Below are 13747 nucleotides of genomic sequence, written 5' to 3'. Positions count from 1 at the left end.
TATTACACTAAAAAAATATGAGCAAGGCTTAAGAAAGTTAAGAAACCTAGAGCATCGGTTATGGTTGTTAGAAATACGCCGGAGCCTGCAGCGGGGTCTATATCAAAATAATGCAGTATTATAGGAATAGCAGAGCCGAATAATCCGGCTACTAAAAAATTTAAAATAACTGCAATAGCAAAAATAACGCTAAGATTTAAGTCAAGCAACATCACAAAGCTAAGTCCTGCTCCGATAATTGCAAGTACAAAACCGTTAAAAGCCGATACGGCTATTTCTTTTAATATAACTTTATTGACATTATTATAATGAATATCTTTATTAGCAAGGGCTCTAACCGTAACGGTCATGGCTTGTGTTCCGGCATTTCCGCCCATTGAAGCTACAATAGGCATAGTGGCTGCAAGCGTTACAAGTTTTGCAATAGTGTCGTTAAAATGGTTAATGATAAGTGAGGTCATGCAGGCAGTGATTAGATTAACAAAGAGCCAAGGAAAACGATGTTTAACGGTATAAAATACATTGAAGAAAGTATCTTGAGTATGTACCCCGCTTAATGATAATATATCTTTTTCGGCTTGTTCTTCGATAATATAAATTATATTATCGATTGATACGCTACCTACTAACTTACCGCTTTTATTTACTACCGGTACGATAGTTAAGGCGTATTGTCTAAAAATGAAGCTGAGTTCATTTAAGTCGGTAAAAGCATCTGCGAGCTTAAAATCTTTGCTCATCAAATCTTTTATTAATTCATTTTTTTTATGTTTAATTAGCGTGCTAAGAGAAATAATACCGATAGGGCGTAATTTATTATCTGTAACGATTGCCGCATAAAAGTCATTCTTTACGTTTTTGATAAAATTTAATGATTCCTCGACCGTCCATCCTTCTTGAAGATTAATAAAATCTCGCTCAATTACTCTACCTACCGTATTTTCGGGATATGTACAACCTACAGTAATTTGGTGTTTTTTTTCTTTAGTAAGATTACTTAGAATAAGATCTTTTATATCATCGTCTAGATCGATTACTACTTCAATAGCATCTTCTATAACTAGCTTATTGATTAATTCTGCAGATTTTTTTATGCCTAAAGTTTCTATTATTAAAGGCTTACTATAAGCATTTAACGATACTAACGTTTCAGGCTTAATTTCATCCTGTAATAAAGGAATAATTATTTTATATGTTTTATTGTTAAGATTATCTAAGAAATCAGCTAAATCGGCATAATGAAGTTTGGCCAGCCTGCTTGCAGCAGCATCATAATTGTGATCTTCAATCAGATCATTAATTTGATCAAAAATCTCGGCAAATTGATCATGATGATCCGGTAAGATGCTTTTAAATATGTTGAAATTAGGCATGACCTATTTACCTAATAGTTTATTATAGACTTATTATAATTAGTTAAAGCTGGTTAGCTAGGCTTGGCACAGAATTGTATACAATTTGCTAATCAATATAAATCACAGAGTACAAATAAGCAATAGTTTTTATTTCAACTCCTTTTCATTTATCAGGAGTATGCAATTAGCACAAACATTTGCTAACAAGAAGAACTTAGGAGTAAATATAAAATCTGAAGTATTAAAATAGAAAAAATTTGACTTTGTGAAAAACTGGCGAGTGGTGCGGTCGAGAAGACTTGAACTTCCAATCTTTTTACAGAACAGCACCCTCAATGCTGCGCGTCTACCAATTTCGCCACGACCGCTTTAGAGGCTATCTGTAAATAAATTTTAATTAATAATTAAAGGGCTTTTTTAGCGAAAATTGATAAAATTTTTACAGGAATATTATTCATATTTCAAAAAAATCTTATAATTTGCAGCAAAAAAGAACTAAATTATCGGTTAAAATTTATTTGCGGATAGCCTCTTAGTTTTACTCTATAGCAGATTATGAGTAAAATATCAATAGAGTTGTTGTTTAGCTGTCATTGCGAGCGACTAAAAGGAGCGTGGCAATCTCAGGACTTTAGCACGAGATTGCGTACGTACAAAACTTACAGTTTTTCCTCGCAATGACGATAAAGCTATTTAAGACAAACTCACTACAAAACTAGGTATAATCGATTGTTTAATAGCAGCTTTTGTTAAATTATCCAGTTTTTCATCACTACTATCAAAATTACTATGATATTCTCTAGAATTTCCGGTTAACACTAGACCAGAATCTATACCAAGGCGATTTGCTGCAAGTATATCGGTATAGAAAGTATCGCCTATCATTAACATACGTTCTTTAGGGGTATTATGACATTCTTTTAAAATCTTGCTATATATATCTTCATATGGCTTACCGCTATAAATTACTTTTCCGCCAAACTGCTTTATTTTTTCGGCATAATAACCGCTACAATATCTATAAATACCGTGTTGATTTATTCCAAGGTCAGGATTAGCACAAATATTGACCATTTTACGTTGTACAACAATTTTAAATAACTCATCGAATTCGTTTAAATCTAAATTTTCGTTTTCGTCTCTGTAAATAGTCATTAAGAAAATATTAGCTTTGTTAATATCATCGGTGATAGGACATTGAATTCCGTTTATTATATCATTTTCTAAATGTCCTAGGTGATATATTACCGGTTTTTCAATACCGAATCGTTCTTTGCTTTCTAGGATCATTTGCACTGCTATTTCACCTGAGCTAATAATCATTTCAGGTAGCACGTTTACTCCCCAAGATTTAATTGTTTGATGCAGCGAAAAAATATTTCGTGGAGCATTAGTAACAAAATATACTTTTTTCCGTTTAATAATTTTATTAATATTTTCTACGACGCCCGGATAAGTATGTCCTCCTTCGATTATTACACCCCAAAGATCAAATAAAAACACGTCATAATCATCAATTACGTCGAAAATATTTTTTAACTTTAATGTATTCATTTGTTATCTCATTAATTCGGTATTGTCATATCGTCATTGCGAGCGACCATAGGGAGCGCGGCAATCTCGTCGAATATCCTGAGATTGCTTCGTCAAAATTTTCAATTTTTCCTCGCAATGACGATATCAAACTGTTATTTTGCTATCTCGCTAATTTTAAATCAAGAAACTTTACTATTCTAATAAGTTACGTTATAGTTATTTTTATTGTTTCTAGCAACAAATAAATATTGTGTCGGATTATGTCGGAAATTGAAGAAAAATTTAATGAATCATCATATGGTGCTGATTCTATAAAGGTTTTAAAAGGTCTTGAAGCCGTAAGGAAAAGACCAGGAATGTATATCGGGGATGTTGGAGACGGATCGGGTCTACATCATATGATTTATGAGGTAGTCGACAATGCTATCGATGAATCGCTCGCCGGTTATTGTGATTTAGTCCGAGTAACGTTAAATAAAAACGGTTCGGTAACCGTGTCCGATAACGGGCGAGGTATACCTGTCGAAATTCATGAAGAGGAAGGGATATCAGCAGCTGAAGTTATTATGACGCAACTTCACGCCGGCGGTAAGTTTGATCAGAACTCTTACAAGGTTTCAGGCGGTCTGCACGGTGTAGGCGTATCGGTGGTAAATGCTCTTTCAGAGTGGCTTGAATTACGTATTTGGCGTAATAATAAGGAATATTTGATTAGATTTAATAATGGTATAACAGAAGCTCCGCTTGCGGTTGTCAAAGAAAATATTGATAAAAAAGGTACGGAAGTTACTTTTTTTCCGTCTGTAGAAACATTTACTAATATAGAATTTGATTTCGGCACTATAGAACATCGTCTTCGTGAGCTTGCTTTTTTAAATTCAGGTGTAAAGATTTTACTCGTCGATAATCGCTTTGAAGAAGTTAAAGAAGTAGAGTTTTATTATACGGGCGGTATAGAAGCTTATGTAAAATATATAGACAGAGCGAAGCATGCTATCCATCCATGTATAGTAGTTAATACGGAGAATGCTGAGTCCGGTATAAGTCTTGAGCTTGCTATGCACTGGAACGATTCTTATCATGAAAATATTTTATGCTTTACTAATAATATTAGGCAGCGTGACGGCGGAACTCACCTTAGTGCTTTTAAGTTGGCAATAACACGTGTTATTACCTCTTACCTTGATACTACGGGTCTTAATAAAAAATCTAAAAATGACTTTAGCGGTGAGGATACTAGAGAAGGCTTATGTTGCGTACTTTCCGTTAAAGTTCCTGATCCTAAATTTTCCTCTCAAACAAAAGATAAATTAGTAAGCTCCGAAGTACGGCCGGTTGTTGAAAATGCCGTTTATACAAAGGTTCTTGAGTGGTTTGAAGAGCATCCGGCGGAATCAAAGGCAATTATAGCTAAGATTATGGAAGCAGCTAATGCTCGTGAAGCTGCTAGAAAAGCGAGGGAGCTAACTCGAAGAAAATCAGCCTTAGAAGTCTCGAACTTACCCGGTAAGCTTGCTGATTGCCATGCAAAAGATCCGGCAATTTCAGAATTGTTTATTGTTGAGGGAGACTCTGCGGGCGGTACTGCAAAGCAGGGTAGGGATAGTAAAATTCAGGCTATATTGCCTCTGCGTGGTAAAATTTTGAACGTTGAACGTGCAAGATTTGACAAAATGCTCGGTTCGGATCAAATCGGTACGTTAATTACAGCTCTTGGGATTAGTGTTGAACGAGAATTTTCCTTAGAAAAGCTTAGATACCATAAAGTTATTATTATGACTGATGCTGATGTTGACGGCTCGCATATTAGAACTTTATTGCTCACGTTTTTCTATCGTCATATGCCTGAGCTAATAAATAAAGGTTATCTATATATAGCCCAGCCACCACTTTATAAGGTAAAGAAAGGAGCAGCTGAGCTTTATTTAAAGAATGAGCAAGCTTTACAAGATTATTTGATAAAATCAACTATCAATGATGCAACTCTAACTCTAGACGGTAAAGAGCAGTTAGTAGGCGGTGATTTAGAAGAGCTAATTAATAAAGTAGTTAAGTTTAATGGCTTGCTTGATCATGCTAGCAAAAAATTTAATCGCTCAATTACTGAAATTCTTGCGATTAATGACTTACTTAATAACAAAATATTTGAGCTAGAGAGTGATTCAAGGCTTCAAAAAGCTTTAGATGTTTTAAATAGCTTAGAAGAGTCGCCTGATAAAACTAATTGGGAAGTTTTAAAACATGAAAATAAAATAGAATTTTTCCGTTTTAGTAGGGGCTTAAAAGAAAGTAAAATATTGTTGAAAGAGCAGTTGGAATCATTTGAGTTTATACAAATATCAAAGCTTGCTTTAGCAATTTTTGATATATTTAGTAAGCAATTAAAGCTTATAGTAAAAAATCAGGAATTCAATATTTTAACACCGAGTCAGTTGCTAAACGCTATTATAGAATGCGGAAAAAGAGGTATAAGTATTCAGCGTTTTAAAGGTCTTGGTGAGATGAATTCCGACCAATTATGGGAAACTACTCTTGACCCTGCAAAAAGAACTTTACTTCAGGTAAGAGTTGCGGAAGTCGATGAAGCGGAGGGCATTTTCTCTACTTTAATGGGTGACGTTGTTGAACCTCGTAGATTATTTATCCAAGCTAATGCGTTAAATGTTGTGAATTTGGATGTGTAGTACAGTGTCATTATTCGTCATTGCGAGCAGCCATATGCCCGAACCGTCATTGCGAGGAGCGAAGCGACGCGGCAATCTCATGAAATAATACTCCTGAGATTGCTTCGTCGAATTACGTTGTAATTCTTCTCGCAATGACGTTGCAATTTTATCAAAATAACTTATGCAAAAATTAATTATTCACGGCGGTAAACCTCTTAAAGGTAGTATTAATATTAGTGGTGCTAAAAATGCCGTGCTACCTATTATGGCAGCGTCTATTCTTACCGATAAACTGCATATTACTAATGTCCCCAAATTAACGGATGTTAGTACTATGAAAGATTTGCTAAGAAGTCATGGGGCAGATATTGAAATATTAGAACACCCGGATGAATTTGAACCTATAATTAATACCGGAAATATAAATAACTTTACTGCAGATTATGAAATAGTCCGTAAAATGAGAGCATCGATTTGGGTGCTTGGTCCTTTGCTTACCAAATACGGTAAAGCAAAAGTATCGCTTCCGGGTGGTTGTGCTATTGGAGCAAGGCAAGTAGATTTGCATATTGCCGTATTAAAAGCTATGGGAGCTACGATTGAAATAGAAGACGGTTATATTAACGCTTCAAGTAAAGGACGTTTAAAAGGTACTCATTTTGCTTTTGATAAAGTTTCTGTAGGTGCTACAATTAATGCAATACTTGCAGCTGTTTTAGCAGAGGGGGAAACTGTACTTTTTAATTGTGGTCGAGAACCGGAGATAGTTGATTTATGTAATTGCCTTATCAAAATGGGAGCCGATATTGCAGGTGTTGGCACTAGCGAAATAACAATTAAAGGTAAGGATTCTTTAAATAAAGCGAGCTATAAAGTACTTTCTGATCGTATTGAAGCCGGTACTTATATGTTTGCGGCAGCTATTACTAAAGGTGATATAAAAATTTGTGGGATTGATTACCATATTATAGAAAATATAGCTTTAAAACTTATTGAAACGGGTATAAAAGTTGTGCCGATCAATAACGGAGTCCAAGTAACTTATGAAGGGAAGTTAAATTCAGTTGATTTAGAAACTAATCCCTATCCTGGTTTTGCTACTGATTTACAAGCACAATTTATGAGCCTTATGACGCTTAGTAGCGGTGTTTCAATGATCACCGAGAATATTTTTGAAAATCGCTTCATGCATGTTCCTGAATTATGTAGAATGGGAGCAGATATAGTAGTACGAGGTAATAAGGCGGTCGTTCGAGGTGTAGAAATGTTAAAAGGAGCAGAAGTTATGGCAAGCGACCTTAGAGCTTCGGTATCGCTAATACTCGCAGGACTCAGTACTAATAGCAAAACCGTATTACACCGAATATATCACTTGGATCGTGGCTTTCAAGATTTAGAAAAAAAATTAAGTAATTGCGGTGCGGATATAAAAAGAGTATAATATACTCGATGAACTTCAAAAATTGGCTACGTCGTTCTACAAGAGCTTCGGTACTCACGTATTAAGTAACTGCTGCCGTTCCTCGCCTTGTGAACTCCTTGCTCTTTTTGAAGTTGATCTTCGTATACTCAGTTCCTATTTATTTGTAGTATACTATTTTTAACGGAGAAAATTATGGCAAGAATTACAGCAGAAGATTGTAATAAAATTATACCGGATAGGTTTCGGCTTGTTGTACTAGCAACAAGATATGCTAAATTATTAAATTATAAAGTAGAAACTAATCAAATCAAAAAAGAAAAGCGTGATAAACCTCCTGTTATCTCATTACGTAGAATTGCTGCCGGAAAAGTATCGGTAGAACAGTTAGAACAAGACCTAATAAACAGTCTGCGTACAAAAACTATGATAGAGCCAATTGTTAATCAGGATGAATCAGAAGATATAGAAGAAAAATTTGAGTATTTACCTGAGGTTTGTATAACGGAAGATTACTCTGATTTAGATGATCAAATTTTTATTGATGAGACCGGTGATGATTTTGAAGATAAGTAAATGTTTATCGGTGTCGGTACTGATATAGTACAAATTCCTAGAATCGAAAAAATATTACATTTATATCCAGAACTTTTTGCTAAAAAAATTCTAACTTCAAAGGAGTTAGCACAGTTTAGTTTATTGGACAAAACAGGTCATGCTGTATTTTTAGCAAAGCGTTTTGCTGCTAAAGAAGCTGTGAGTAAAGCCTTTGGAGTCGGTATAGGTCAAGGTATAAATTTAAAAGATATTACTATACTAAATGATAATTTGGGCAAGCCTATAGTAGAAGTTAGTTCAAACTATACAAAAAAACTCCCACCTTTTAATATTCACCTTTCTCTTTCTGATGATTACCCTATATGTGTGGCGTTTGCTGTAGTCGAGGGGAAGTTATAGTGTCATTCCTGCGGTATTGTTGCGTGGATACCCAAACCGTCATTGCGAGGAGCGAAGCGACGTGGCAATCTCATGAAGTAATAACACAAACTCCTGAGATTGCTTCGTCAAAACTTACAGTTTTTCCTCGCAATGACGACTTGGTATGCGGGGAATGTCCGCTCTAGCGAAATATAAATTACGCTCCGGCTTTGCTGTCTGCTTTAGGTAACATAATTTTTAAATTGGCTTTAGCTTCTAAATCAGAAATATATTTCTTTAGTACTTCTGCAGCTAATATATTATCAATAGTTACTTTTGCTTCTTCTTTTGTTGGAATAGGCACAGGTTTTTTCTCAAGCACTTTGATAATATGCCAACCGAAATCGGTTTTTACAGGAGTTGAAACTTCATTTACTTTTAAAGCAAAAGCTTTCTTCTCAAATTCCGGTACTAACTGTCCAGGTTGATTTAATAGAATGTAACCTATAACTCCGCCGTTTGAAGCTGAAGCTTTATCAAGAGATGATGCTTCTGCAAGCTTAGTGAAATTTCCGCCTTTGCTTAATTTGGTCTTTATATCGTTAGCTTCTTTTTGGGATTTAACTAAAATATGAGCAACTTTTATTTGCTCTTTACCTTTAAGATTACCGACATATTTATTATATTCGTCATCAAACATCTTATCTGTAATATTAGATTTTATATAATTTGCCAATAATTCTTGTTGAGCTAATTGATTTTTTGCATTTTCAAGTTTTTCTTGGAATTCTTTAGAAGAAGTAATATTTGACTTAGCAACTTCTTCTTTTAACAAAAGATTATTAACATAAATTTTTATTAATTTTTCCTGATCTTGCGGTGGAAAATCATCAAAATTTTTGATTGTTTCACCTGATTGAAGATTAAGCTGAGGCTTAAATTCTTTCATAATTTGCGATTCTTTTACTGCACCGCCTTTATAGGTAGCAACTACTTTGTCTTTATCGGCAAAAGCAATACCGGAAAGCATGCTAACTGATAAAAATATAACAGATAATTTTTTCATTTATGACTCATAATTGTGTTAAACATAAGCTTAAATTTTATAAAAATAATATATAACCGTCAACAGCTATTTGAGAATATTTTATTTATTAATAATAATTTACAAATATTTGTAGTAAAAAAATGCCTTTCAATAAAAAATTATTCATTTAAATAAAATTATAACATTTGATAATTTTATAAAATATACCTATATTTAAGTACTAAAATACTAAAAATATCATAAGGACTTTAATGCTTTCTATTTTAAAAAAACTTTTCGGTACTGCAAATGATCGTACTGTAAAAAAACTATATTCTGAAATTACAAAAATTAACTCGCTTGAGCCTGCTATACAAAAATTATCAGATGAGGAGTTAAAGAATAAAACTATAGAGTTTAAAGAAAAGCTTAAAAACGGAGCTACTTTAGACGATATAGTATATGAGGCGTTTGCGGTAGTTAGGGAAGCGGCTAGAAGAGTTTGCGGTATGCGTCATTTTGACGTTCAGCTTATAGGCGGTCTTATATTACACCGAGGCATGATTACTGAAATGCGTACCGGTGAGGGTAAGACCTTAGTTGCAACGCTTCCTGCTTATTTAAATGCTTTAACCGGAAAAGGTGTACATGTTGTAACCGTCAATGATTATTTGGCAAGCCGTGATTCTGCTTCCATGGGTAAAATTTACAATTTTTTAGGTTTATCGGTTGGATGTATTGTTGCCGGTATGCCTGATGAAGCAAAACGAGCTGCCTATAATGCCGATATTACTCATGCAACAAATAATGAACTCGGTTTCGACTATTTAAGGGATAATATGAAGTATAGCTTGCAGGAGCGAGTACTTCGTCCTTTTAATTTTGCTATTATCGATGAGGTTGATTCGATTTTGATAGATGAAGCAAGAACTCCGCTAGTTATCTCAGGTCCGGTTAATGATAATTCGGAATTATACGGTAAAATTGATAAAATTGTACGCCTGCTTAATACAAGTGATTTTGAAAAAGACGAAAAATTAAAAACTATCAATTTAACGGAAACCGGTATTACACATATAGAATCACTTTTAAGTAAAGAACATCTTATAAAGCCTGATTCTGGTTTATATGATTTTGAGAATCTAACTTTAGTACATTATGTTAATCAAGCCTTAAGAGCTCATAATATGTTTACTATTGATGTAGATTATTTGGTGCGTGAAGGTAAAGTAATGATTATCGATGAATTTACCGGTCGTGTAATGGAGGGGCGTAGATATTCGGAAGGGTTACATCAAGCATTAGAAGCAAAAGAAAATGTGAAAATTCAAAATGAAAACCAAACTCTTGCATCTATTACTTTCCAAAATTATTTCCGTAATTATCCTAAATTATCGGGTATGACCGGTACGGCCATGACCGAAGTACCTGAATTAAAAGACATATATAATCTCGATGTGGTTGCAGTTCCAACCCATAATAAAGTCACAAGGCTTGACCTTGATGACGAAATTTACGGTAGTAAAAAAGAAAAATATGATGCTATCTTAAAGCTAATTAAGGATTGTTACGATCGTGGTCAGCCTATACTTGTCGGTACGATAAGCATAGAAAAGTCAGAAGAGCTTTCAAGCGTTTTAAATAAAGAAAAAATCCCTCATAAAGTTTTAAATGCTAAGTTCCATGAGCAGGAAGCTTTTATTATTGCTCAAGCAGGTAGGTTTAAGGCAGTAACGATTGCAACCAATATGGCAGGGCGAGGTACTGATATTATGCTTGGCGGTAACCCTGAAATGCTAATAGAGCAGCTGGATAATGATCATAATTACGAAGCTAAAACAGCTGAAATAAAAGCTCAAATTGCTGAAGAAAAGAAGCAAGTTATTGATGCAGGCGGTTTATTTGTGATAGGTACGGAAAGGCATGAAAGCCGTAGGATAGATAATCAGCTAAGAGGAAGATCGGGTAGACAAGGTGATCCCGGTAAGACTAAGTTTTTCCTATCTCTTGATGATGATTTGATGCGTATTTTTGCATCAGATCGTATATCAGGAGTTCTTAGAACACTTGGATTGAAAGATGGAGAGGCTATCCACCATCCGATGATTAGTCGTTCACTTGAGAAAGCTCAGCAAAAAGTTGAAGGCCATAACTACGAGATGCGTAAAAATTTATTACGTTTTGATGATGTAATGAATGACCAACGTAAGATAATATACGAGCAACGTACTGAAATTATTAAATCTAAAGATAGTCACGGTTTCTTAAATAGTACTACTGAGGAACTCGCTAAAAAGATAGTATTAACTTTTATGCCGGTAGGCTCTTATAGAGAAGATTGGGATATAGAAAATTTAAGCGTAGAATTACATCGTGTCTTTTCTATGAAATTTGATCATAATTTAGTCAGTAAAAATGACGTAACGGAAGAAGAAATCACGAAAATCGTTATACAAATGGCTCATGATATATACAAGTCAAAAGAAGAAGCTTATAGTAGTGAGTTAATGCATAATGCCGTGAAGTATATTTTACTAACTACTCTCGATCAAGTTTGGAAAGATCATTTATATAGCTTAGATCATTTAAGACAAGGCATATCGCTTAGAGCTTATGCTCAAAAAGACCCTCTTAGCGAGTATAAAAGAGAAGCATTTAATTTATTCGAGCAGATGCTCAATAATTTAAAAGAATTATTTATTCAAACAGTATATCACTTCCATATCGACTTAAAACATATTCAAAAAGAAGATGTTTCGCTTGAGCATAAAAAACTTCAGAAAAATATGCGAGAAAGTCGGGAGGATCCGGCATTTAGTAAATATAATGCAGGAAGTAGCCTTGAGACTGACCTTAAACCAGTCGTATCACGTATTGACCCAAAAGATAGAAACCCTGATGATCCTACTAGCTGGGGGAGGGTATCTCGTAATGAGCTATGCCCGTGCGGTTCAGGTAAGAAATATAAATATTGTCATGGTGCAAATGAGTAGATGAAAACCACTTTACCTGAACGTTCTCTAAAAATCCAAGCTAGGCTTAATTTTATAGTGCAGCAAATTCTAGATATTGCCCAAGATAAAATCGCTATGATTATCTTGTACGGTTCGTTTGCTCGAGGTGATTGGGTGCGTGATTTACCTAACGGTTACCATAGCGATACCGATATTTTGATAATTCTGAAGAAAGGTAAATATAAAGGATATAGGTCATGCCTAATAACCTAGCATAACTCCCCCATCCATCTGTATAGTAAAAAGTCACCTTGAAATTCTCTAGTTTTTTCAGTAATGATTCTAATGTGCTATCACATCTTGTACCAAACGTATAAGCAACTACTTTTAACGAAATCTTATCCAAGGCATACCAAAGCCATCGTTGTCTGGATTTATTCTGTACATAAGACCATTGTTCATCTATCTCAGGAGCAATAATTACTTTTGTTGTACTGATAGAATGATTTATTGTTTTTAATACTAGATTTTTTAAAACACGGATAACTGTATTGATACCCGCTTTTAATACTCTTACTGTATCTCTAACTCCAGAGCCGTTGATTGACATTTCTACTATTTGCTCCTTAACTCCAGGCTTAGATGCATTATTAATATACTCCAATTGAAAATATCGATTACACCGCTTGCATTGATATCTCTGTTGTTTTGAAATTGAATATCCTGACTTTATTACTTCTTCTGTGTTGTTACAATATCTACACTTAACATCTATAATTCTCTCTTATTACTGTTTGAGGATTATAGACTATTTACTCTAAACTGCAATACGGAGGCACGACCCACAAAATTATAAATAAATAGAATATGACACAACTATTAAATCGCAGTTTAATTATGCTGCTAAAGTCAAATATAATAGTGCAAGATGTACAGTCTTATGTAGTTCAATTTGGTTTTGAAGCTATTTTAAAAGAAGCTATATCTTTTGATAAAGTGGATGTAGTAAAGAGTTTAAATAAATTACGTGCAGTATCTACTACTGAATTATTTTCAGCATCTTCAAATAATGCACTAAAAGTTGCTGAGTGGCTAGTTGAAACAAAAAAAGCAAATGTTAATATGTGTAGTGAGATTTTTAAGGATACTCCTTTAAATTCAGCTGCACGTCACGGAAGTTATAAAGTGGCAGAATATCTAATAGCAAAAGGAGCTGCAGTAAATGGTAACGATAGAGCTTGGCTAGGGTCACCTTTATATGAAGCTGCAAACGGTAAGCACTTTAATGTAGCAAAACTATTACTTGAGAAAGGAGCTGCGGTTGATCAAAGAAAATCCGGAGAAACGCCTTTACATGCGGTTGCTAAAAACGTTCGATATACTTCTAAAGATATTAAGGATGATGAAATATATAAACTGTTAGTATCATATGGTGCTGATACCAACGCAAAAGTAGAATTTAGAGGAGTAGGGTTTAGTATATATGATGGAAAAACGGTATCAGAAATAGTAAATTTTAAAATAGAGTTAGTTGGTGAAAGTGAATAATAACGGAAGAATAATCATTTTCTGAGATATTACTAGACGGTAGTTATTGACAAGTTTAGGAAAAAGTTTTATATTCTTCACAAGTTTAAGAAAAAGTTAATAGTGTATGTCTAAAGCTAAAGCAAAAACAGCTTCCAAAAATAACCCGACTTCTAGGGAACAGGCTAAAGAATATTTTCATAACGGTCAGAAAATCAAACCGGTAAAGCTTATTGCTGCTCAAAATTCCTTTCTAGCTGCTGAATATGAATCTTCCGGGGATTTAGTCGTAGGAAGTAACGGTCAGCCATTGCCTTGGGGATTAGTTAAAAGCTTATCTTAAT

11 protein-coding genes, 1 tRNA gene and 1 pseudogene are annotated in these 13747 nt (G+C 34.3%); 8 read left to right on the top strand and 5 right to left on the bottom strand.

Annotated elements, in window-relative coordinates:
• Positions 1-2: 2 nt before the first annotated feature.
• The 3 genes from mgtE to ACNFN7_RS00855 form a co-directional block, all read right to left on the bottom strand.
• Positions 3-1373, bottom strand: a complete 1371-nt coding sequence (gene mgtE / locus ACNFN7_RS00865) for a magnesium transporter (RefSeq protein ID WP_485440482.1) — start codon at positions 1371-1373, stop codon at positions 3-5.
• Between the two features lie 263 nt (positions 1374-1636).
• Positions 1637-1723 (bottom strand) — tRNA-Leu (locus tag ACNFN7_RS00860).
• A 325-nt stretch (positions 1724-2048) separates the two neighbouring features.
• A complete protein-coding gene (locus ACNFN7_RS00855) occupies positions 2049-2909 on the bottom strand; it encodes a TIGR01459 family HAD-type hydrolase (RefSeq protein WP_485440481.1) in 861 nt (286 codons plus the stop codon).
• 242 nt (positions 2910-3151) lie between these two features.
• On the opposite strand from ACNFN7_RS00855, the gene gyrB reads away from it, so the two are divergent.
• From gyrB to acpS, 4 genes are all read left to right on the top strand, one after another.
• Positions 3152-5575 carry a DNA topoisomerase (ATP-hydrolyzing) subunit B gene (gene gyrB / locus ACNFN7_RS00850; protein WP_485440480.1) on the top strand — a complete coding sequence of 808 codons (2424 nt, stop codon included), beginning with the start codon at positions 3152-3154 and terminating at the stop codon, positions 5573-5575.
• 163 nt (positions 5576-5738) lie between these two features.
• Positions 5739-6998 carry a UDP-N-acetylglucosamine 1-carboxyvinyltransferase gene (gene murA / locus ACNFN7_RS00845; protein ID WP_485440479.1) on the top strand — a complete coding sequence of 420 codons (1260 nt, stop codon included), beginning with the start codon at positions 5739-5741 and terminating at the stop codon, positions 6996-6998.
• A 174-nt stretch (positions 6999-7172) separates the two neighbouring features.
• On the top strand, positions 7173-7553 hold the full coding sequence (gene rpoZ, locus ACNFN7_RS00840) for a DNA-directed RNA polymerase subunit omega (RefSeq protein WP_011271267.1): 381 nt from the start codon (positions 7173-7175) through the stop codon (positions 7551-7553).
• On the top strand, positions 7554-7934 hold the full coding sequence (acpS, locus tag ACNFN7_RS00835; protein ID WP_485440478.1) for a holo-ACP synthase: 381 nt from the start codon (positions 7554-7556) through the stop codon (positions 7932-7934).
• A 178-nt stretch (positions 7935-8112) separates the two neighbouring features.
• Here the strand turns inward: acpS and ACNFN7_RS00830 are convergent, their stop codons facing one another.
• Positions 8113-8961 carry a foldase protein PrsA gene (locus tag ACNFN7_RS00830; protein ID WP_485440477.1) on the bottom strand — a complete coding sequence of 283 codons (849 nt, stop codon included), beginning with the start codon at positions 8959-8961 and terminating at the stop codon, positions 8113-8115.
• Positions 8962-9194: 233 nt separating this feature from the next.
• Between ACNFN7_RS00830 and secA the strand changes: the two genes are divergently transcribed.
• Entirely contained in the window at positions 9195-11915 is a 2721-nt protein-coding gene (gene secA / locus ACNFN7_RS00825; protein ID WP_485440476.1) for a preprotein translocase subunit SecA, read from the top strand.
• Positions 11916-12128, top strand: a pseudogene (locus ACNFN7_RS00820) (nucleotidyltransferase domain-containing protein); the annotation flags it as partial.
• Here the strand turns inward: ACNFN7_RS00820 and ACNFN7_RS00815 are convergent.
• Positions 12064-12651 (bottom strand): IS1 family transposase, encoded by a 588-nt coding sequence (locus tag ACNFN7_RS00815; protein WP_485440856.1) that lies wholly within the window; start codon positions 12649-12651, stop codon positions 12064-12066. The pseudogene ACNFN7_RS00820 and the gene ACNFN7_RS00815 overlap by 65 nt on opposite strands.
• A gap of 92 nt (positions 12652-12743) precedes the next feature.
• On the opposite strand from ACNFN7_RS00815, the gene ACNFN7_RS00810 reads away from it, so the two are divergent.
• Positions 12744-13424 (top strand): ankyrin repeat domain-containing protein, encoded by a 681-nt coding sequence (locus ACNFN7_RS00810; protein WP_485440475.1) that lies wholly within the window; start codon positions 12744-12746, stop codon positions 13422-13424.
• Positions 13425-13530: 106 nt separating this feature from the next.
• Positions 13531-13746: a hypothetical protein gene (locus ACNFN7_RS00805; protein ID WP_014412567.1), complete on the top strand. Its 216-nt coding sequence runs from the start codon at positions 13531-13533 to the stop codon at positions 13744-13746.
• Position 13747: the final 1 nt, after the last annotated feature.

This window comes from Rickettsia sp. MAE-05 (assembly GCF_057319745.1).
The sequence above is the reverse complement of the archived record's forward strand: the minus strand, read 5'-3'. Positions and strand labels throughout refer to the sequence as shown.